The 21,596-nt window shown below is 70.0% G+C and carries 17 protein-coding genes; 7 read left to right on the plus strand and 10 right to left on the minus strand.

Annotated features, from left to right (window positions below; all coding sequences use genetic code 11):
• On the minus strand, nucleotides 1-385 hold a 385-nt coding region (locus AOK03_RS12095), incomplete at its 3' end, for a PIN domain-containing protein (protein ID WP_157868928.1).
• Nucleotides 386-713: 328 nt separating this feature from the next.
• Here AOK03_RS12095 and AOK03_RS12100 point away from each other — a divergent pair.
• Nucleotides 714-893, plus strand: coding sequence for a hypothetical protein (locus tag AOK03_RS12100; protein ID WP_055565216.1), 180 nt, complete (start codon nucleotides 714-716; stop codon nucleotides 891-893).
• A 130-nt stretch (nucleotides 894-1,023) separates the two neighbouring features.
• Here the strand turns inward: AOK03_RS12100 and AOK03_RS12105 are convergent, their stop codons facing one another.
• Nucleotides 1,024-1,269 carry a hypothetical protein gene (locus tag AOK03_RS12105; protein WP_055565217.1) on the minus strand — a complete coding sequence of 82 codons (246 nt, stop codon included), beginning with the start codon at nucleotides 1,267-1,269 and terminating at the stop codon, nucleotides 1,024-1,026.
• 87 nt (nucleotides 1,270-1,356) lie between these two features.
• On the minus strand, nucleotides 1,357-4,899 hold the full coding sequence (gene dnaE, locus AOK03_RS12110; protein WP_055565218.1) for a DNA polymerase III subunit alpha: 3,543 nt from the start codon (nucleotides 4,897-4,899) through the stop codon (nucleotides 1,357-1,359).
• Nucleotides 4,900-5,127: 228 nt separating this feature from the next.
• On the opposite strand from dnaE, the gene AOK03_RS12115 reads away from it, so the two are divergent.
• The 4 genes from AOK03_RS12115 (at nucleotide 5,128) to AOK03_RS12130 (ending at nucleotide 9,812) form a co-directional block, all read left to right on the plus strand.
• Nucleotides 5,128-6,456 carry a DUF2252 domain-containing protein gene (locus AOK03_RS12115; RefSeq protein ID WP_055565219.1) on the plus strand — a complete coding sequence of 443 codons (1,329 nt, stop codon included), beginning with the start codon at nucleotides 5,128-5,130 and terminating at the stop codon, nucleotides 6,454-6,456.
• Between the two features lie 37 nt (nucleotides 6,457-6,493).
• Nucleotides 6,494-7,177, plus strand: a complete 684-nt coding sequence (locus AOK03_RS12120; protein WP_055565243.1) for a hypothetical protein — start codon at nucleotides 6,494-6,496, stop codon at nucleotides 7,175-7,177.
• Nucleotides 7,178-7,219: 42 nt separating this feature from the next.
• Entirely contained in the window at nucleotides 7,220-8,038 is an 819-nt protein-coding gene (locus tag AOK03_RS12125; protein WP_055565220.1) for a thioredoxin domain-containing protein, read from the plus strand.
• A gap of 94 nt (nucleotides 8,039-8,132) precedes the next feature.
• Complete coding sequence (locus AOK03_RS12130; RefSeq protein ID WP_055565221.1) at nucleotides 8,133-9,812, plus strand: alkaline phosphatase D family protein; 1,680 nt, start codon at nucleotides 8,133-8,135, stop codon at nucleotides 9,810-9,812.
• A gap of 55 nt (nucleotides 9,813-9,867) precedes the next feature.
• Here AOK03_RS12130 and AOK03_RS12135 read toward each other — a convergent pair whose 3' ends face one another.
• Complete coding sequence (locus AOK03_RS12135) at nucleotides 9,868-10,437, minus strand: dienelactone hydrolase family protein (RefSeq protein ID WP_055565222.1); 570 nt, start codon at nucleotides 10,435-10,437, stop codon at nucleotides 9,868-9,870.
• 43 nt (nucleotides 10,438-10,480) lie between these two features.
• Between AOK03_RS12135 and AOK03_RS12140 the strand changes: the two genes are divergently transcribed.
• On the plus strand, nucleotides 10,481-11,578 hold the full coding sequence (locus AOK03_RS12140) for a mechanosensitive ion channel family protein (protein WP_055565223.1): 1,098 nt from the start codon (nucleotides 10,481-10,483) through the stop codon (nucleotides 11,576-11,578).
• A 37-nt stretch (nucleotides 11,579-11,615) separates the two neighbouring features.
• Here AOK03_RS12140 and AOK03_RS12145 read toward each other — a convergent pair whose 3' ends face one another.
• The 5 genes from AOK03_RS12145 to AOK03_RS12165 all read right to left on the minus strand — a co-directional run bounded on the left by AOK03_RS12145 (nucleotide 11,616) and on the right by AOK03_RS12165 (nucleotide 16,509).
• A complete protein-coding gene (locus AOK03_RS12145; RefSeq protein ID WP_055565224.1) occupies nucleotides 11,616-13,202 on the minus strand; it encodes a Na+/H+ antiporter in 1,587 nt (528 codons plus the stop codon).
• 111 nt (nucleotides 13,203-13,313) lie between these two features.
• Nucleotides 13,314-13,784 carry a GNAT family N-acetyltransferase gene (locus tag AOK03_RS12150; protein ID WP_055565225.1) on the minus strand — a complete coding sequence of 157 codons (471 nt, stop codon included), beginning with the start codon at nucleotides 13,782-13,784 and terminating at the stop codon, nucleotides 13,314-13,316.
• The gene (locus tag AOK03_RS12155) at nucleotides 13,781-14,722 is read right to left on the minus strand and encodes an RluA family pseudouridine synthase (RefSeq protein ID WP_055565226.1); all 942 of its coding nucleotides are present in this window, start codon (nucleotides 14,720-14,722) and stop codon (nucleotides 13,781-13,783) included. Before AOK03_RS12155 ends, AOK03_RS12150 begins: the two co-directional genes overlap by 4 nt.
• A gap of 62 nt (nucleotides 14,723-14,784) precedes the next feature.
• Nucleotides 14,785-15,432 carry a signal peptidase II gene (gene lspA, locus AOK03_RS12160; protein WP_055565227.1) on the minus strand — a complete coding sequence of 216 codons (648 nt, stop codon included), beginning with the start codon at nucleotides 15,430-15,432 and terminating at the stop codon, nucleotides 14,785-14,787.
• A gap of 78 nt (nucleotides 15,433-15,510) precedes the next feature.
• Entirely contained in the window at nucleotides 15,511-16,509 is a 999-nt protein-coding gene (locus tag AOK03_RS12165; protein ID WP_055565228.1) for a TraR/DksA family transcriptional regulator, read from the minus strand.
• 593 nt (nucleotides 16,510-17,102) lie between these two features.
• Between AOK03_RS12165 and ileS the strand changes: the two genes are divergently transcribed.
• Nucleotides 17,103-20,264 (plus strand): isoleucine--tRNA ligase, encoded by a 3,162-nt coding sequence (ileS, locus tag AOK03_RS12170; protein WP_079074662.1) that lies wholly within the window; start codon nucleotides 17,103-17,105, stop codon nucleotides 20,262-20,264.
• A gap of 191 nt (nucleotides 20,265-20,455) precedes the next feature.
• Here the strand turns inward: ileS and AOK03_RS12175 are convergent, their stop codons facing one another.
• Nucleotides 20,456-21,568, minus strand: a complete 1,113-nt coding sequence (locus AOK03_RS12175; RefSeq protein ID WP_079074663.1) for a DivIVA domain-containing protein — start codon at nucleotides 21,566-21,568, stop codon at nucleotides 20,456-20,458.
• Nucleotides 21,569-21,596: the final 28 nt, after the last annotated feature.

Below are 21,596 nucleotides of genomic sequence, written 5' to 3' on the forward strand. Positions count from 1 at the left end.
CGTCGCCGGTGACGAGCACGACGTCGGAACAGGCGCGGTTGCGGGCCAGTTCGGTCAGCTCGGCGTGCATCGCGGCGTCGACGCCCTTCTGCGCCCACCGTCCGTCGCTGCGGGTCAGGGCGCCCAGCCGGACGGTCACGCGCGGCATGACGCGCAGCCGCCGGTGCTCGGGCTGCGGGACGCGGTCGGGGGCCCCGTCGAACCAGTAGATACGCAGCAGGGGGCGCTCGGTGTCGGATTCCGCACGCTCGCGAAGGCCCTGGATCAGGGCGGAGTGATCGACGGTGATCCGGGACCTGGACGGCTCGCCCGCGAGGAGACTCGCGGCGGCACCCAGCAGATACCCGGCGTCCACCAGGACGATGCAGCGATCCACGCGGTCCACCCTCTTTCCCTGGAGGTTCCCTGACGTGCCTGGAGTTTCCAGAACAGTGCGACGTGCCTGGAGGTCTCTGGACGTTCCCTCGAAGGCCCACGAAGACACCCTGTCTGGACAACGAATCAGGGGTGCGGGTCCGCGTCGGGTTCCCTTCGAGTCTGCCCGACCCGGCGGAGGTTAACGGCCGGAACTCGATCTTCGGCGTGGCGCATCGGCGGATCGTTCCCCGACCGGCCTTATTACGCACGGTAATTCTCCGAAATGCACACTTTGGCGCCATATGTGAATCTGGTCGCGTCCTGGCCCCCAGATCCCCCTCAGGAGGAAGATCACCATGGCCAAGAACAAGAACCGCAAGCAGGGCGGCCAGCAGAACCGCTCCTCGCAGGCCGAGCAGGCTCAGGAGCAGGCCAAGTCGACGGCGGTGGACGCACAGTCGTCGATGCAGACGCAGGCCCAGGGCAGCCCCGCCGATGTTGCTCGTAAGCACCAGCGCCGCTTCGGTCACAACTGACGTACACACAGGCGCATATGGCACACATGAGGGGCGCACCCTATTCGGGTGCGCCCCTCATGGCACGGGCCGGGCCGTCGGCGGCGCCGGTCAGTCGGTCAGCCGGTCAGCCGGTCAGCCGGTCAGTCGGTCAGTCGGTGAAGCCGTGCCGTTCGTGCGCGACCATGAACGAACTCGGCCTCTCCAGGTCGGAGAGCCTCGGCCGCACGACCTTGCGGCCGCCCTGGATGACGGCGTACGCGGCGCGCACGTGCCGCACGCGGTCGGTGAACTCCATCCGCGGGAAGTAGTCCCGCAGCGCCCGGCGGGTCGCCTCCGGGGACTGGTGCGTCTCACGCATCAGAAATACGGCCTTGTCGACAGCGGCACCGTTCACGGCACTCCACCCTCACACGCGAGAAGAATTAGATGCACCCTGCATCTTACTCCTCGACATGTCCGGTTTGGATAAGTAAGGGGCAGATCAGCCCGCCAGACAGGACGGGCCGAGCAGCACCTTCAGATCACCGAAGAGCGCCGGATCCGGCTTCACCCGGTGCCGGTCGAGCCGCAGCACGGTGGTCTTCTGCGCCCCCTGGAGCTTGATCCGCACCTCGCTGTTGCCGCGGTGGTGGCTGAGGACCTCGCCGAGGCGGGTGATCATCGGCGGGCTCACCTTGACCGTCGGGATGGTGATCACCACGGGCGCGTTGGTGCCCGCGTTGGACAGGTCGGGGACCTGCATCTCCATCGCGACGAGCCGGGGCACGTCCTCGCGCTTGTCGAGGCGTCCCTTGACGAAGACGACGGCGTCCTCGACGAGTTGGGTCGACACCAGCTGGTAGGTGGCCGGGAAGAACATGCACTCGATCGAACCGGCCAGGTCCTCGACGGTGGCGATGGCCCAGGCGTTGCCCTGCTTGGTCATCTTCCGCTGCAGGCCCGAGATGATGCCGCCGATGGTCACGACCGACCCGTCGGAGAAGTCGCCGCCGGTCAGCTGCCCGATGCCCGCGTCCGCCTTGTCGGACAGCACGTGCTCCAGGCCGAAGAGCGGGTGGTCGGAGACGTACAGGCCGAGCATCTCCCGCTCCTGGGCGAGCAGATAGGTCTTCTCCCACTCGTCCTCGGAGAACTCCACGTCGAGCCCGAAGCCCGGCTCGTCGCCGCCGGACTCGTCCCCCATCCCTCCGAAGAGGTCGAACTGGCCCTCGGCCTCCTTGCGCTTGACCGCGACCACGTTGTCGATCATCGGCTCGTACTGCGCGGTCAGGCCCTTGCGGGTGTGTCCCATGGTGTCGAAGGCGCCCGCCTTGATCAGGGACTCCGTGGTGCGCTTGTTGCAGGCGGCGGCCTCGACCTTGTCCAGGTAGTCGGGGAAGGAGGTGAACTTCCCCTTCGCCTTCCGCGACCGGATGATCGACTCGACCACGTTCGTGCCGACGTTGCGGACGGCCTCCAGGCCGAAGAGGATCTCGTCGTCGCCCTGGGCGGCGAAGTTGTGCACCGACTCGTTCACGTTCGGCGGGAGCACCTTGATGCCCATGCGGCGGCACTCGTTCAGATAGATGGCCGACTTGTCCTTGTCGTCCTTCACCGAGGTGAGCAGCGCGGCCATGTACTCGGCCGGGTAGTTCGCCTTCAGGTAGGCGGTCCAGTAGGTGACCAGGCCGTACGCGGAGGAGTGCGCCTTGTTGAACGCGTATCCGGCGAACGGGACCAGGACGTCCCACAGGGCCTGGATCGCCTCGTCCGAGTACCCGTTCTTCTTCGCACCCTCCTGGAAGAGGACGAAGTTCTTGGCCAGCTCCTCGGGCTTCTTCTTGCCCATCACGCGGCGGAGGATGTCGGCCTCGCCGAGCGAGTAGCCCGCGATGATCTGCGCGGCCTTCTGCACCTGCTCCTGGTACACGATGAGGCCGTAGGTGAGGCCGAGCGTCTCCTTCAGGGGCTCTTCGAGCTCCGGGTGGATCGGCGTGATCTCCTGGCGGCCGTTCTTGCGCTCGGCGTAGTTCGTGTGCGAGTTCATGCCCATCGGGCCCGGCCGGTACAGGGCCGAGACGGCGGAAATGTCCTCGAAGTTGTCGGGCTGCATCTGGCGCAGCAGCGAGCGCATCGGGCCGCCGTCGAACTGGAAGACGCCGAGCGTGTCACCGCGGCAGAGCAGTTCGAAGGTCTTCGGGTCGTCGAGCGGGAGGGAGAGCATCTCCAGGTCGATGCCCTTGCCGGCCCGCACCATCTTGACGGCGTCGTCCATGATGGTGAGGTTGCGCAGGCCCAGGAAGTCCATCTTGAGCAGGCCGAGCGACTCGCACTGGGGGTAGTCCCACTGCGTGATGGTCACGCCGTCGGTGTGCCGGGTCCAGAGCGGGGCGTGATCCACGATGGGCTCGCTGGACATGATCACGCCGGCCGCGTGCACACCCATCTGCCGGACCAGGCCCTCCACGCCCTTGGCGGTGTCGATGACCTTCTTCACGTCCGGCTCGTTCTCGTACATCCCCCGGATCTCGCCCGCTTCGCTGTAGCGCGGGTGCTTGGGGTCGGTGATGCCGGAGAGGTCGATGCCCTTGCCGAGGACGTCGGCGGGCATCGCCTTGGTGAGGCGGTCGCCCATCGCGTACGGATATCCGAGCACGCGCGCGGAGTCCTTGATCGCGTTCTTCGCCTTGATCTTTCCGTACGTGCCGATCATGGCGACCTTGTCGGCGCCGTACTTCTCCGTCACGTACCTGATCACTTCGACGCGCCTGCGCTCGTCGAAGTCGATGTCGACATCGGGCATGGAGACGCGCTCGGGGTTGAGGAACCGCTCGAAGATCAGGCCGTGCGTGATCGGGTCGAGGTCGGTGATGCCCATGGCGTACGCGACGATCGAGCCGGCCGCGGAGCCTCGGCCGGGGCCGACCGCGATGCCGTTGTTCTTGGCCCACATGATGAAGTCGGCGACCACGAGGAAGTACCCCGGGAAGCCCATCTGGATGATGATGTCCATCTCGTACTCGGCCTGCTTCTGCCGGTCCTCGGGGACACCGGCCGGGTAGCGGCGCTCCATGCCGACCCGGACCTCCTCCTGGAACCAGGTGACCTCGGTGAAGCCCTCCGGGATGTCGAACTTCGGCATCAGGTCGCGCTTCTCGAACATCCCCGTGGTGTCGATCTGCTCGGCCACCAGGAGCGTGTTGCGGCAGCCCTCCTGCCACGCGTCCGAGGAGTCGACGGCGTACATCTCGTCCGTGGACTTCAGGTAGTAGCCCGTGCCGTCGAAGCGGAAGCGGTCCGGGTCCGAGAGGTTCTTGCCGGTCTGGATGCAGAGCAGCGCGTCGTGCGCGACGGACTCGTGGGCGTACGTGTAGTGCGAGTCGTTCGTCACCAGGGGCGGGATGCCGAGCTTCTTGCCGACCCGGAGGAGGTCGTCGCGGACCCGCCGCTCGATGTCGATGCCGTGGTCCATCAGCTCCAGGAAATACCGGTCCTTGCCGAAGATGTCCTGGTAGTCCGAGGCCGCCTGCACCGCCTCGTCGAACTGTCCGAGCCGCAGCCGCGTCTGGAGCTCGCCCGAGGGGCAGCCGGTGGAGGCGATCAGCCCCTCCGACCACTGGGAGATGGTCTCCTTGTCCATGCGGGGCCACTTCTGGAGCCAGCCCTCCGCATAGGCGTCCGAGGAGAGCCGGAAGAGGTTGTGCAGGCCCGTCTTGTTCGCCGCCCAGATCGTCTTGTGCGTATAACCACCCGAACCGGACACGTCGTCGCGCTTCTGGTGCGGCTGGCCCCACTTGATCTTGCGCTTGTTCCGGCGCGACTCCGGCGCCACGTACGCCTCGATGCCGATGATCGGCGTCACGCCCGCCTTCTGCGCCGAGTGGAAGAAGTCGTACGCACCGTGCAGGTTGCCGTGGTCGGACATGGCGATATGCGTCATGCCCATCTCATTGGCAGCGTTGAACATGTCCTTGAGCCGCGCGGCACCGTCCAGAAGCGAGTACTGCGTGTGGACGTGCAGGTGCGTGAAGGGCGGCTTGGTCACGGTGGAAGGCCTCCGGCGAACGAGGGGTGACAGGCTGCGGGCAGTCTGGGGGGACAGCGTGGAAGTCTAATCCGGGACGCTGACAACCGACGGGCACTCGGGAGTACGGTCGAGCGTTGGAAGGGGCGGAACACCTGTCCCGAGGGGGCGGCAGATCCCCCTGTCCCCCGGGGGCGGAGCGTCCGCCCCCGTGTCACGCACCACCCCTGTACCAGGAGGCACCCAGCGATGTCGGTCCCGCAGCCCACGGCTGAGCAGCGCGGCGAGGAGATCCTCGCCGTCTTCGACACCGCGTTCGGCGAGCTGCTCGCCGCGGACCCCGCCGCGTTCCGGGTCAAGTTCCGGAAGATGGCCTCCTCCGCCTTCGCGTTCTACCGCGGCACGGCCTGCCTGTTCTACGGCGACCTGGAGCGCGAGCAGCACGGCGGTCCGTACCTCGACGACCGCACGGGCCGGGTGTGGATCCACGGCGACCTGCACGCCGAGAACTTCGGCACGTACATGGACGCGCAGGGCCGCCTGATCTTCAACGTGAACGACTTCGACGAGGCCTACGTAGGCCCCTTCACCTGGGATCTGAAGCGCTTCGCCGCCTCCGTGGCCCTGATCGGCTACACGAAGGCGCTGGGCGACGACCAGATCACCGACCTGGTGCGGACCTACGCCGCGGCGTACCGCGAGCGGATCCACGACCTGGCGACGGGCGCCAAGAGCGACGAGGTGCCGCCCTTCACGCTGGACACCGCCCAGGGCCCCCTCCTGGACGCCCTGCGCGACGCCCGCTCCCTCACCCGCTTCGGGCTGCTCGACTCGATGACCGAGATCCGCGACTTCGAGCGCCGCTTCGCGCCGGGCGGCGGCTCCATCGAGCTCGACGCCGCCACGCGCTACAAGGTGCTCGCCGCGTTCGACGGCTATCTGGAGACGCTGCCGGAGTCCTCGCTCACCCGCCCCGACTCGTATCGGGTGAAGGACGTCGTCGGCCGTCGCGGCATCGGCATCGGCTCCGCGGGCCTGCCCTCGTACAACATCCTTCTCGAGGGCAACAGCGACGCCCTGGAGAACGACGTCGTGATCTACCTCAAGCAGGCGCAGACCCCCGCGGTCTCCCGCCACATCACGGACCCGGCGGTCCGTGGGTACTTCCAGCACGAGGGCCACCGCACGGTCATCTCGCAGCGCGCGCTCCAGGCGCACGCCGACCCGTGGCTGGGCTGGACCGAGCTGGACGGCGCGGGCCAGCTGGTCGCCGAGGTGTCGCCGTACGCCGTGGACCTGGACTGGTCGGACATCGACGACCCGGAGGAAATCGCCTCGGTCGTCGCCGACCTGGGCCGCGCCACGGCCACGATGCACGCCGCGGCGGACGACGAGAGCGGCCACTCCGACCTGGTGCCGTTCTCCACGGAGGGCGCCATCGACGCCGCGATCGCCGCCGACGAGGAGGGCTTCGGGGACCTGCTCGTCGAGTTCGCGCACTCGTACGGCGCACGCGCGCGTGCGGACCACCAGATCTTCGTCGACCTGTTCCGCAACGGCCGGATCCCGGGGCTGTAGAGGTCGCCCACAGGAACGCATGACACACTCCTCCGCGATGGACATATCCGGGAATCAGCTCAGAGTGGTGCGCGCGGCGCTCTTCACGGCACTCGTCGTGACGCTGTCCGCCGCGTCGCACGTGCTGCTGTCCCGCGTCCCCCTGCCGCCGGGCACCGTCGCGGCCATCGCCGCCGCCGTCTTCGTCATCGCGTACGCGATGGCGGGGCGCGAGCGCGGGTTCGGGCGGATCGCGACCCTGCTGATCCCCCTGGAACTGGCCGCCGACACGGTGTTCACCGCGGGGCAGCACGTCTGTTACGGCGAGGCGGGCGGCCCGGTCGCGGGCCCGCTGCGCGCCGTCGGCTTCGACGTGCTGTGCGGCGGGGCGCCGGTGGGGACGCCACTGGCCCGGATGACCGCCGAGGGGCACGGCGCCGCCGCGCTGCTCGCCGACGTGGACCCGGCGGCCGCCTGGCTGCTCCTCGGGGCGCACGTCGGGGTGGGCCTCATCGCGGCGGCCTGGCTGCGGCGCGGCGAGCGGGCCCTGGCCCAGCTCCTGCGCGCGGTCGCCGCCGCGACGTTCCGGCCCCTGCTGATCGCGGTCGCCGCGGTCACCACCTCCCGCATGCCCGTGCGCCGCCTGCCGCGCCCCGCGCGCCGGGTCCGGGTGACGCGCACGCGGCTCCTCGTGCACTTCGTGGGGCGGCGTGGACCGCCGTGCTCGGCCGTCTTCGCCTGAGCACAGCACCCCACGCAGTTCACCCACACGGAGATAGAGATCATGAGCAAGCGCAACAGCCAGGCCGCCAAGTCCGCAGCGCGCGAGCGCATCCGCGCCCAGCAGGAAGCCGAGCGCAAGCGCGAGAAGCAGAAGCGGGCCGCCATCGTCGGCGTCTCGATCATCGGCGTGCTCGCCATAGCCGGCGGCGTCGGCTACGCCGTCATGCAGTCCAACAAGCCCGGTTACTGGGAAGAGGCCAAGGACGCCAAGCTCGTCAAGCCGGCCAACACCTCGGGCACGAACGGCACGACCGTGGTCCTCGGCAAGGAGTCCGCGAAGAAGACCCTGAAGGTCTACGAGGACCCGCGCTGCCCCGTCTGCGCCGCCTTCGAACAGACGGTCGGCCCGACCGTCGAGAAGGACATGAAGGACGGCAAGTACAAGATCGAGTTCATCGGCGCCACCTTCCTCGACCGCAACATCCCGGGTGAGGGCTCCAGGAACGCCCTGAGCGCGCTCGGCGCGGCCCTGAACGTCAGCGACGAGGCCTTCCTCGAGTACAAGAAGGTGCTCTTCTCGGCGAAGATCCACCCCTCGGAGCAGGACGACAAGTTCAAGAACGACTCGTACCTCCTGAAGGCCGCCGACCAGGTGCCCGAGCTCAAGAAGAGCGCCGCCTTCAAGAAGGCCGTCAAGGCCGGGACCTACGACCGGTGGGCCCTGGAGATGTCGAAGAAGTTCGACGACAACAAGGACGGCGTCGAGGGCACGCCCTCCTTCGTCATGGACGGCAAGCAGCTGACGGGCCCCGGTTCGAAGAACGCACCCAGCACGGTCGAGGACTACAAGACCGCGATCGGCAAGGCCCTCAAGGGCTGAACACGGCCCTTTCACAGGGCGCGTGGGAAAAGAGCGGGCGAACTCCTCGGGTTCGCCCGCTCTTTGCGATTACCAATGAGTAAGGTGATCGCCCGTGACCAGTCGAAACGATGCTCAGCCGCCGCTCAACACCCGTGCGCCCAGCCGCCGTACGGTCGTCAAGGCCGCGGCCGCCACCGCCGCGCTCGGCGCCCCGCTCGCCGCGGCCATACCCGCGTACGCCGCCGAGAGACCCGCTTTCCTCCATGGAGTCGCCTCGGGCGACCCGCTGCCCGACGGCGTCCTGCTGTGGACCCGTGTGACGCCCGCGCCCGACGCGGTGCCCGGATCCGGCAAGGGACCCGACACCGAGGTGAGGTGGGAGGTGGCCGAGGACAAGGGGTTCACCCGGGTCGTCGGCCACGGCAGCACCACCGCGCGGGCCGCGTCGGACCACACGGTCAAGGCCGATGTAAGGGGCTTGCGCCAGGCGACCACGTATTACTTCCGCTTCCTCGTCGGAGACGCGGGCGACGCGGGGGTCGTCCACTCACCCGTCGGCCGCACCCGCACCACCCCCGCGCACGACGCGTCCGCGCACGGCGTCCGCTTCGGCGTGGTGTCCTGCGCGAACTGGGAGGCCGGCCACTTCTCCCCCTACCGCCACCTCGCGGCCCGCACCGAACTCGACGCGGTCCTCCACCTCGGGGACTACATCTACGAGTACCGCAGCGGTGAGTACCCGTCCGCCGAGTACGTCGTGCGTCAGCACGAGCCGAAGCACGAGATCACCACGCTCGCCGACTACCGCACCCGGCACGGCGTCCACAAGACCGACCCCGACGCGCAGGCGATGCACGCCACGCATCCCGTCATCGCGATCTGGGACGACCACGAGTTCGCCGACAACGCCTGGTCGGGCGGGGCCGTGAACCACTCGCCCGAGACCGAGGGCGACTGGGCGGGACGCATGGCGGCGGCCAAGCAGGCCTACTTCGAGTGGATGCCCGTGCGCACCTCCACCGAGGGCACCGTCTACCGCCGCGTCCGCTACGGCAAGCTGGCCGATCTGCACCTGCTCGACCTGCGGTCGTTCCGCTCCGAGCAGGCGGGGTTCGGCAGCGGCGAGGTCGACGACCCGGACCGCACGATCACCGGCCGCGCGCAGCTCGACTGGCTGAAGTCGGGCCTGGCCGCCTCGGACGCGGCCTGGAAGCTGGTCGGCACCTCGGTGATGATCACGCCGGTCGCCTTCGGCTCCCTGCCGGCCCATCTCCTCAAGCCCCTCGCGGAGTTGCTCGGCCTGCCCGGGGAGGGCCTCGCCATCAACACCGACCAGTGGGACGGCTACACGGACGACCGCAAGGAACTCATCGCCCACCTGCGCGACAACAACATCCGCAACACCGTCTTCCTGACCGGTGACATCCACATGGCGTGGGCGAACGACGTGCCGGTCAAGGCGGCCACGTACCCCCTGTCGGCCTCGGCCGCGACGGAGTTCGTGGTCACCTCGGTGAGCTCCGACAACATCGACGACATGCTCCACGTCGCCCCGCACACGATCTCCCTCGTGGCGGCGGGCGCCATCAAGGCCGCCAACCGCCACGTGAAGTGGCTGGACATGGACTCGCACGGCTACGGCGTCCTGGACGTCACCGCCGAGCGCTCGCAGATGGACTACTACGTCGTCTCGGACCGGACCGACCCCGAGGCGACCTCGTCCTGGGCCCGTTCGTACCGCACGCTCAGCGGCACGCAGAAGGTCGAGCGGGTGCACGCACCGGTCCGCTGACCACCGGTGGTCAACCACCGGTCACCCGCGTCAACAACGCTGCGGATCAATACACCTAGAGCGTCTCCAGGAAGCCGAGCGCCGTGCGCCACGTCGCCTCCGTGGCCTCGGCGTCGTAGTCGTCGAGGTCCGGGTCGGTGTAGAGGTGCCCGGCGCCGGCGTAGCGGTAGATCTCCACGTCGGCCCCCGCCCTGCCCATCCGGAGGTACCAGGCGCTCAGCCAGTCGTCGGACTCGAACGGGTCGGGCTCGGCGACGTGCAGCTGCACGGGCAGCTCGTCCACGGACGCGTTCTCCGCGAGGTCGGAGGTGCCGTGCAGGAGCAGCAGGCCGCGCGCCTTCGCGTCGCCGAGGGCGAGGGTCTGCGCGGTCGCGGCGCCGAGCGCGAAGCCCGCGTAGACGAGCCCCCGCTCCGAGTAGGGCGCGGCGGCGAGGATCGCGCGCTTGAGGATCTCGTCCTTGCCGAGCTCGTTCTGAAAGGTCCTGCCTTCCTCGACGCTGTCGAAGACACGGCCCTCGAAGAGGTCGGGGGTCCACACCTCGTGCCCGGCGGCACGCAGCCGGTCCGCCGCCGCGTGCACCGCGGGCCGCAGACCGTACGTCGAATGGAAAAGCACGATGTTCATGGGGCCATCGTGCCATCCGGGCCCTACCCCTACCCTCGGAGGCATGGAGAACGTACTGCGTCCGTTGATCGTGGTCGGCGGCTCGGTCGTGCTCACGGTGGCCGTCGGCTGGCTGGTCGACGTCCTGCTGCGCCGGGCCGACGAGCGGCACCACGAGACCCCGCTGTGGGGGCTGCTGCGCCGCTGCCGCGTACCCCTGCAAGTCGTCCTGTGCACCGCCATCCTGAGAGGCTCCTACCGACAGACCAAGATCGCCGAGGACCACTCGGCCTTCATCGGCCGCACCCTCACCCTCGTCCTCATCGGCTCCACCGCCTGGCTCGTCGTGCGGATCGCGGTGGCCGTCGTCGAATCGTCGTACGCGCGCTACGCGACCATGCACCGCGATCCGGCCCGCGTCCGCCGGGTCCGTACGCAGGTGACCCTCATCCAGCGGGTGGTCACCGCGATCGTCGGTGTCGTGGCGGCCGCCGCGATGCTCCTGACGTTCCCCGCGATGCAGGCCGCGGGGGCCTCGCTGCTCGCCTCGGCGGGCGTCCTCGGCATCGTCGCCGGTGTCGCCGCCCAGTCCACCCTCGGCAACCTCTTCGCGGGGCTGCAGATCGCCTTCGGCGACATGGTGCGGCTCGGCGACACGGTGGTGGTGGACGGCGAGTGGGGCACGATCGACGAGATCACCCTGACCTTCCTGACCGTCCGCACCTGGGACGAGCGCCGGATCACCATGCCGGTCTCGTACTTCACCTCGAAGCCCTTCGAGAACTGGTCGCGGGGCGGCGCCGAGATGACCGGCACGGTCTTCTTCCAGCTGGATCACTCGGCGCCCGTCGCGCGGATGCGCGACAAGCTCCACGACATCCTGCGCGACTGCGCCGCGTGGGACGGCAGGGACTGGGGCCTCGCGGTGACGGACACCACACCGACCACCATCCAGGTCCGCGCCCTGGTCACCGCGAAGGACGCGGACGACATATGGACGGTGCGGGTCACGGTCCGCGAGCAGATGATCCGGTGGCTCGCCGAGCACCACGCCTACGCGCTGCCCCGGGTCACCACCGGCACGGCCGAGCCGGTGCCGAACGGCCACCGCCCGCGCCTGGAGCAGTTCTCGCCGGAGGCGCCCCGGACGGGCCGCGGCTGAGCGCGGGCCGCCGGGCGTTCCGCGGACCGCCCGGCGGTCACCTCAGGCTGCGTACGTCGAGGTGGTGCAGGACCCGGTCGACGACCTCCGGGTCGGCGCCCGGCTCGCTGCGCGCGGCGAGCACCTCGTGGCGGGCGGCGGACATCATCTCGCGCTGGATGCGCTGGACCGCCTTCAGCCGGTCGACGCGCTTGGCGTACCGCTCGCGGCGCTCGTCGTCGAGCAGGTCCGGGCTGATCCTGGCCCCGATGTCGAACGCGCCGCGCTGCAGCCGCTCGGAGAGGTCCTCGGGGAGCTCCTCGACCTCCTCGATCTCCTTGAGGCGGCGCTTGGCGGCCTTGGCCGCGCGGAGGGCGAGTATGCGCTCCAGCTCGCGCTCCGCGCCCGCGTCGGCCTGTACGCCGAGCCTGCGCACCAGCCAGGGCAGGGTGAGTCCCTGCGCGACGAGGGTCGCCATGATCACGCAGAACGCGATGAAGATGATCTCTTCACGGGCCGGGAACGGAGATCCGTCGTCCGTCTTGAGCGGAATCGCGAGCGCCAGCGCCACCGAGGCCACGCCCCGCATCCCCGACCACCACATGACGACGGTCTCGCGCCAGGTCGTCGGGATCTCCTCGTCCACGTCCCGCCGCTTGTGGAGCCGCTTGGCCAGCCAGGTCGCGGGCAGCAGCCAGAGCAGTCGTACGCCGACGACGACGGCGACGATCGCCGCGCCCCAGCCGAACATCTCCCACTGGCGGCCGCTCGCGATGCCGAAGACGTTGTGCAGCTCCAGACCGATGAGCCCGAACGCGATGCCGGTGACCAGGGTGTCGACGATCTGCCAGAAGGTCTGGCCGGTGATCCGCCCGAGCACGTCGTCGGCGTCGACGGCGTTCTCCGCGAGATAGAGCGCGGTCACGAGGACCGCCAGCACGCCGGACCCCTCCAGCTCCTCGGCGAGCACGTAGCTGACGAACGGCACGAGGAGCGTCAGGCCGGTCTGCAGGGTGGCGTCGCCCAGCAGCCCCATGAGCTTGTTGGTGAGCCAGCCGAGCACGAGGCCGACGATGACGGCGACCACGGCCGACAGGACCAGGAGCCCCACGGCGGAGGGCCAGGAGAAGGTTCCGCTCATCGCCGCCGCGATCGCCACGTGGTAGAGCACGATCGCCGTGACGTCGTTGAAGAGCCCCTCGCCCTCCAGGATCGACACGAGCCTGCGCGGCAGCCCGAGCGACCCCGCGACCGCGGTCGCGGCGACGGGGTCGGGCGGCGCGACGAGCGCCCCCAGCGCCACGGCCGCCGCGATCGGCAGCCCCGGCACGACGGAGTTGGCGACCGCGGCGACCGCCGCCGTCGTCACGAACACCAGCGCCACGGCGAGCAGCAGGATGGGGCGGATGTTGGCCGTGAACTGCCGCCAGGAGGTGCGCTGCACCGAGGCGTAGAGCAGCGGCGGGAGCACCAGCGGAAGGATGTAGTCCGGGGGGATCTCCACGTTGGGCACGAACGGCAGCAGCGCCATGCCGATCCCCACCAGGGTCATCAGAACCGGCGCGGGCAGCCCGAGCCGGTCCCCCAGGGGCACGGTGACCACGGCACCGAGCAGCAAGATGAGCACCAGCGCCAGTTGATCCACGTGTGCACTCCGGCGGTCGAGACTTGGACGATCAAGGCCTCAACCCTGCCACGCATTCACCGCCAACCGGAGCGACACGTTCTACGGACCTGCCCGGCCGGCCCCGTGGTGCTACCGGGTCAGCGGCTTGCGCATCGCGCGGTGCGGGATCCCGGCGTCCGGGAACTCCGGTCCGTACACCTCGTATCCGAGGCGTTCGTAGAAGCCCAGGGCGTGGGTCTGCGCGTGCAGGTCCACCGCCGTCAGGCCACGCGCGCGTGCCGCGTCCTCGATGGCCCGGACCAGGGCGGCGCCCACGCCGAGCCCGCGCGCGGCCCGCGTCACCGCGAGCCGTCCGAGCGCGCCCACTCCGGTGTCCCCGCCGTTCTTGGCGACGGCCGCGGCCCCGGTCAGGAGCCGGCCCGTGCCCAGCGGGACGCCGTCCTCGCGGACGGCCAGGACGTGCACCGCCCCGGCGTCGTACTCGTCGTACTCGAGCTCCTCCGGGACCTGCTGCTCGGCCACGAAGACGTCCTTGCGGACGGCGAAGCAGGCCTCCAGGTCGTCCGTGCCCTCGGCGGTCCGGACCGTCACACCGGTCACGAGCTCTCCGCCCGCACCCGGTCGAGCGCCTTCTGGAGGTCCTCGGGATAGCCGCTCTCGTACTCCACCCACTGGCCGTCGCCCGGGTGCTCGAAGCCGAGCCTGACCGCGTGCAGCCACTGGCGGGTGAGGCCGAGGCGCTTGGCGATGGTGGGGTCGGCGCCATACGTCAGGTCGCCCACGCACGGGTGCCGGTGGGCCGACATGTGGACGCGGATCTGGTGCGTGCGCCCCGTCTCCAGCTTGATGTCGAGCAGGGAGGCGGCGCGGAAGGCCTCGATGAGGTCGTAGTGCGTCACGGAGGGCTTGCCCTCGGCCGTGACCGCCCACTTGTAGTCGTGGTTCGGGTGGCGGCCGATGGGGGCGTCGATGGTGCCGCTCATCGGGTCGGGGTGGCCCTGGACCAGCGCGTTGTAGCGCTTGTCGACCGTGCGCTCCTTGAACTGGCGCTTCAGGGAGGTGTACGCACGCTCCGACTTGGCGACCACCATCAGGCCGGACGTGCCGACGTCGAGGCGGTGCACGATGCCCTGGCGCTCGGCCGCGCCGGAGGTGGAGATGCGGTACCCCGCGGCGGCGAGGCCGCCGATCACGGTCGTGCCGGTCCAGCCGGGGCTCGGGTGCGCGGCCACGCCGACCGGCTTGACGATCACGACGATGTCGTCGTCGTCATGCACGATCTCCATGCCCTCGACGGGCTCGGCGACGATCTGCACCGGAGCGGCCGCCTGCGGCATCTCCACTTCCAGCCAGGCGCCGCCGTGCACCCGCTCGGACTTGCCGACCACCGAGCCGTCGACCGAGACCTTCCCCGCCGCGGCGAGCTCGGCGGCCTTCGTACGGGAGAACCCGAACATGCGCGAGATGGCGGCGTCGACGCGCTCGCCCTCCAGGCCGTCCGGCACGGGCAGGGTACGGATCTCGGGAATCGTGCTCACCCATTGAGTATGCAGGAGCGCACCGACACTCCCGCACCACAGGCCCGCTGCCGCCCCCGGCCTCAGTCCTTGTGGACCGTGCCGTCCGGGTCCAGGCCGCGGAAGGAGAGCAGCACGATCAGGATGCCGCCGCAGACGATCGCCGAGTCCGCGAGGTTGAAGACCGCGAAGCCCTTGGGGGCGATGAAGTCGACGACCGCGCCCTCGAAGACGCCGGGCGCGCGGAACAGGCGGTCGGTGAGGTTGCCCAGCGCGCCGCCGAGCAGCAGGCCGAGCGCGATCGCCCACGGCAGGCTGTACAGCTTGCGGGCGAGCCGTGCGATCACCACGATGACCGCCGCGGCGATGCAGGTGAAGATGATGGTGAAGGCCTCGCCGAAGCCGAAGGCCGCGCCCGCGTTGCGGATCGCGGAGAGGCGGAGCCACTCGCCGATCAGCTCGATCGGCTCGTGGTGCTCCAGCTTGGCCACCACGATCATCTTGCTGATCAGGTCGAAGGCGTATGCGACGACGGCCACCGCGAAGAGCACGGCGATCTTGCGCTTGCCCTTGTCGGCGGCCGCGGTCGCACCCTCGGCCTCGGCCTCGGCCTGCTGCCCGTCCTGCTCGGCCGCCGCCGTCTTCTCGGAGTCCGGACCGGACTGCTCCGGCTCGTCTCCGGCCGTCTCAGGGATGTCCGGCGTACCGATGATGCGCTCCGCCTCTGCCACGTGAGTCCCTCAACCTAGGTACCTGACTGGGGACGAGCGTACGGCACACACGTACGGTCCCCGGCGCCCAGGCCGCGCTCAGTAGCGGCGTTCCTGCTTCTGCTTGCACTCCACGCACAGCGTCGCGCGCGGGAAGGCCTGCATCCGCGCCTTGCCGATCGGATTGCCGCAGTTCTCGCAGAGGCCGTACGTCCCCGCGTCCAGGCGCTCCAGGGCACGCTCGGTCTGCACGAGCATCTCGCGCGCGTTGGCGGCCAGCGCCATCTCGTGCTCCCGCGTGATGTTCTTCGTGCCGGTGTCCGCGTCGTCGTCGCCCGCCCCGTCCCCGGAGTCCCGCATCAGCCCCGCCAGGGACTCCTCGGAGGAGTTGATCTCGCTGCCCAGCCGCAGCGCCTCGCTCTGGAGCTCCGCTCGGGCCTCCGCGACCTCTTCCGGCGTCCAGGGGTCCTCCCCGGGCCGGACCGCGAGCTCGCCGGGCTCCGCCGCGGCGGCGCGCGCCTTGGGCACCGCCGTCGGCTGCTTCGCTGCTGTCGCCGTGCCCGGAGTCTTCTTCGCAACCACCGTCGTGGCTCCCGTCGTCTCCGCGGCCTCAGCCGCATCCTCGGCCGCGGACGCGACCGTCTTCTTGGCCGTGCTCTTCTTGGCCGCCGACTTCTTGGCCGCCGACTTCTTGGCCGTGCTCTTGTGCGCGGTGCTCTTCTTGGCTGCCGTCTTCTTCGCGGGGACGGCCTTGGCAGCGCTCTCAAGGGCGTCGTCGGCCCCTGCGCCCCGAGTGGCCGCCTCCTTGTCGACCGCCTCGGCGGCGGTCTTCTTGGCGGCGGTTTTCTTGGTCGCCGTCTTCTTGGCGGCGGTCTTCTTTGCGACGGCCTTCTTCGCAGCGGTCTTCTTGGCCGTGGCCTCGGATGCCGTGGCCTCCGAGGCGGCAGTCTTCGTCGCCGTCTTTGCCACGGTCTTCTTGGCCGCCGCCTTGGCCCCGTGCGTGCTCTTCTTGCCGCTCACGTCCTTGGCCGTCGCCGCGGCCGCGCCTGTGGATCTGCCGGACGCCGACTGCTGTACGGCGGTCTTCTTCGCCACCATGGCCGCGGCCCCTTCACATATTGTGATCTTGCTCGCGAATCGTGCTGGGACGATAAATCGACTCCAGGCCCGCGGCAACGGGGCACGCCGCCCGATTCCCCCGCCCCACGGGTGCCGCGCGGCGAGTCTGCATGCGTTGTGCCCAACTCCCTGCCGGGTAATCCGCCGACCGGGACACGCCCGGAACCGCCCGGCCCGCATGTCGCCATTCGGGTCAGTCACCGCCTCCTCCCCCACCCGCCACAGGGCTCCCGGAAAACCGGTCGGCCCCGCCTCCCCGAGCGCCGTACACTGGACGCCAGCGAGAAGCGTGGATGGGGACGAGTAGCGGCGTACGCAGCCATGAGCGACCCGGGGACGGTGCGAGCCCGGGGGCCGGCACGACGCGAAGATCACCCCGGAGCCGCCGGAAGAACGCCGAAGCGCCCCAGCCGAGGCCAGTAGACCCGGTATCGCGACCCCAATGAGGGGGCTCACCGGCGCGAACCCCGCTCCGGAGAGCCAAGGAGGGTGGTACCGCGGGAGCGCGCCGCACCAGGCGCACACGGCTCTCGTCCCTCCGACGGAAGGCAGCACATCCGCCGGAGGACTCGTTGAATACGCCGCCGCAGTACCGTCAGGTGCCCGCCCAGGTCGACCTGCCCGCCCTCGAGCACGCCGTGCTCGACTTCTGGCGCGAGCAGAAGATCTTCGCCAGGAGCCTCGAGCAGTCCGAGGGGCGCCCCGAGTGGGTGTTCTACGAAGGCCCGCCGACCGCCAACGGCATGCCGGGCGCCCACCACATCGAGGCCCGCGTCTTCAAGGACGTCTTCCCCCGCTTCCGCACCATGCGGGGCTACCACGTGGCCCGCAAGGCCGGCTGGGACTGCCACGGCCTCCCCGTGGAGCTCGCGGTCGAGAAGGAGCTCGGGTTCAACGGCAAGAAGGACATCGAGGCGTACGGCATCGCCGAGTTCAACGCCAAGTGCCGTGAGTCCGTGACCCGGCACACCGACGCCTTCGCCGAGCTCACGACCCGCATGGGGTACTGGGTCGACCTCGACGACGCGTACCGCACGATGAACCCCGAGTACGTGGACTCGGTCTGGTGGTCGCTGAAGGAGATCTTCAACAAGGACCTCCTCGTCCAGGACCACCGCGTCGCCCCCTGGTGCCCGCGCTGCGGCACGGGCCTCTCGGACCACGAGCTGGCGCAGGGCTACGAGACGGTCGTCGACCCCTCCGTATACGTCCGTTTCCCCCTCACCTCCGGCCCTCTCGCGGGCGAGGCCGCCCTCCTGGTCTGGACGACGACCCCCTGGACCCTGGTCTCCAACACCGCTGTCGCCGCGCACCCCGACGTCACGTACGTCGTCGCGACCAACGGCGAGGAGAAGCTGGTCGTCGCCCAGCCGCTCGTCGAGAAGGCACTCGGCGAGGAGTGGCGGACGACCGGCGAGACCTTCACCGGCGCCGAGATGGAGCGCTGGAACTACCAACGTCCCTTCGAGCTCGTGGAGTTCCCGGCTCCGGCGCACTACGTCGTGAACGCCGACTACGTCACGACCGAGGACGGCACCGGTCTGGTCCACCAGTCCCCCGCCTTCGGTGAGGACGACCTCAAGGTCTGCCGTTCGTACGGCCTGCCGGTCGTGAACCCGGTCCGCCCGAACGGCACCTTCGAGGAGGACGTGCCGCTGGTCGGCGGCGTCTTCTTCAAGAAGGCGGACGAAACCCTCACCAAGGACCTCGACGACCGCGGCCTGCTCTTCCGCCACATCGCCTACGAGCACAGCTACCCGCACTGCTGGCGCTGCCACACGGCACTGCTCTACTACGCGCAGCCGTCCTGGTACATCCGCACCACGGCCATCAAGGACCGCCTCCTCCAGGAGAACGAGAAGACCAACTGGTTCCCGGAGTCGGTCAAGCACGGCCGCTTCGGCGACTGGCTGACCAACAACGTCGACTGGGCGCTCTCCCGCAACCGCTACTGGGGCACCCCGCTGCCCATCTGGCGCTGCGAGGAGGACCACCTCACCTGCGTCGGCTCGCGCGCCGAGCTCTCGGACCTGACGGGCACCGACCAGTCGGACCTCGACCCGCACCGCCCGTTCATCGACGCGATCACCTTCGCCTGCCCGCAGGAGGGCTGCGGATCCACGGCCACGCGCGTGCCGGAGGTCATCGACGCCTGGTACGACTCGGGCTCGATGCCGTTCGCGCAGTGGGGATACCCCCACAAGAACAAGGAGCTCTTCGAGAGCCGGTACCCCGCGCAGTTCATCTCCGAGGCCATCGACCAGACCCGCGGCTGGTTCTACACGCTGATGGCCGTCGGCACCCTGGTCTTCGACAAGTCGTCCTACGAGAACGTGGTCTGCCTCGGCCACATCCTCGCCGAGGACGGCCGCAAGATGTCCAAGCACCTGGGCAACACCCTGGACCCGGTCCCGCTCATGGACCAGCACGGCGCCGACGCGGTCCGCTGGTTCATGGCGGCCGGCGGCTCCCCCTGGGCGGCCCGCCGCGTGGGCCACGGCACCATCCAGGAGGTCGTCCGCAAGACGCTCCTCACGTACTGGAACACGGTCGCCTTCCAGGCCCTGTACGCCCGTACGTCGAAGTGGGCCCCGAGCGACGCCGACCCGGCGCCCGCCGACCGCCCGCTCCTGGACCGCTGGCTGCTCAGCGAGCTGCACGCGCTGACCGACCAGGTCACCCAGGCCCTGGAGAGCTACGACACCCAGCGCGCGGGCAAGCTCCTGTCCGTCTTCGTCGACAACCTCTCGAACTGGTACGTCCGCCGCTCCCGCCGCCGCTTCTGGCAGGGCGACAAGGCGGCCCTGCGCACCCTGCACGAGGTCGTCGAGACGGTCACGCGCCTGCTGGCCCCGCTGACGCCGTTCATCACGGAGCGTGTCTGGCAGGACCTGATCGTGCCGGTGACGCCCGGTGCCCCGGAGTCGGTGCACCTCTCCTCCTGGCCGGAGGCGGACCTCTCCGCCATCGACCCGGAGCTGTCCCAGCAGATGGTTCTCGTACGCCGCCTCGTCGAGCTCGGCCGCGCCACGCGCGCGGAGTCGGGCGTCAAGACCCGCCAGCCGCTGTCGCGCGCGCTGATCGCGGCGACGGGCTTCGAGTCGCTCAACCCGGAACTGCACGCCCAGATCACCGAGGAGCTCAACGTCTCCTCGCTGGCGTCGCTCTCCGACGTCGGCGGCTCACTGGTCGACACCACGGCCAAGGCCAACTTCCGCGCGCTCGGCAAGCGGTTCGGCAAGGGCGTCCAGGCGGTCGCCAAGGCCGTAGCCGAGGCGGACGCGGCCGCGCTGTCCCTCGCCCTGCGCGAGGGCACGGCCTCGGTCGAGGTCGACGGTGAGACGGTGACGCTGGCCCCGGACGAGGTCATCATCACGGAGACCCCGCGCGAGGGCTGGTCGGTGGCGTCCGAGTCCGGCGCCACGGTCGCCCTGGACCTGGAGATCACCGAGGAGCTGCGCCGCGCGGGCCTGGCCCGCGACGCGATCCGCCTGATCCAGGAGGCCCGCAAGAACAGCGGCCTGGACGTCGCGGACCGGATCGCCCTGCGCTGGTCCTCCACGGACCCGGCGGTCGGCACGGCCCTGTCCGAGCACGCCGAGCTCATCGCGGACGAGGTCCTCGCCACGACGTTCCTGAACGAGGACGGCGCCCAGGACGAGGCGGACGACACATTCGGTCAGCCGTTCACCGACGACGCCCTGAAGCTGACGTTCCGCCTCCGCAAGGCGTAACACCTCCGCACGGACCGACCGAAGGCCCGGCCCCGCCAAAGATCTTGGCGGGGCCGGGCCTTCGGCGTTGCGTACCCACGTACAGATGAACGTTTCTGCACAACGACGGCAACGGCAAAAGGGCCGGGCCCCCAGAAGATCTGGGGGCCCGGCCCTGAACGCTGCCGACGCCTACGGCGTGGTCACGCCCGTCAGTTGTCGTCCTCGTCGATGAGGAAGCCGCGCATCGGCGACGGAGCCTGCTGCATCGGGGCGGGACCCTGCGGCCGCACCGGCGCCATCGGCTGCGTCATCGCGGGCGACATCTGCTGCTGGCCGCCGTAGGACGGGCCGCCGGCGGGCTGGTTGTTGCCGCCCATCGACTGGTTGCCGCCGTAGGACGGGGCACCCGCACCGGCCGGAGCCATCGACGGCGCCGGGGACGGCGGCAGCGAGGCGGTGGCCGGAGTGCGCGGCGGGGCCAGCGAGTCGTCGGCCTGGGTCTCCAGCTGGCGCAGCTGCGACTCCAGGTACGACTTCAGGCGCGTGCGGTACTCGCGCTCGAAGCCGCGCAGGTCCTCGACCTTGCGCTCCAGCGTGGCGCGAGCGGACTCCAGGGAGCCCATCGCGACGCGGTGCTTCTCCTGCGCGTCCCGCTCCAGGGCGTCGGCCTTGGCGCGGGCGTCACGCTCGAGACCCTCGGCGCGCGAACGGGCCTCGCCGACGATCTTGTTGGCCTCGGAACGGGCCTCCGCGATCGCCTGGTCGGCGGTCTGCTGGGCAAGGGAGAGCACACGGGCGGCACTGTCACCGCCGGGGCCCTGACCGGGCTGCGGCATCTGCGGGCCACCCATGGGGCCACCGCCCATCGGACCGCCCATGGGGCCGCCCATCGGACCCTGACCCATCGGGCCGGGACCCTGCGGGCCGCCCTGCGGACCGTGTCCGCTGGGGCCTGCGGGCAGCTGCGGAGCACCACCGGGCAGCTGCGGCGGGCCACCCATGGGGCCGCCCATCTGCTGCTGCTGCGGCGGGACCGGCTGCGGGCCCGATATTGCGGCAGGCACGGGGGCACCGGGACCTCGCTGGTCCTGGGGGCCGGGCCCGTCGGGACCCTTGCGCATTCCGCCCTGCTGCTGGTTCTGTGCGGCGGCACGGGTGGCCGCGGCAAGCTTGGCGCGCAGGTCCTCGTTCTCACGCAGGAGTCGCGTCAGTTCGGCTTCGACCTCATCGAGGAAGGCATCGACCTCGTCCTCGTCATAGCCTTCTCGGAGGCGGACGGTCGTGAACTGCTTGTTCCGCACGTCCTCGGGGGTCAACGGCATCTCTTCACCTCAACGTAGTCGTCGGCAT

It is taken from the genome of Streptomyces atriruber (genome assembly GCF_001418325.1).
Lineage (GTDB): Bacteria > Actinomycetota > Actinomycetes > Streptomycetales > Streptomycetaceae > Streptomyces > Streptomyces atriruber.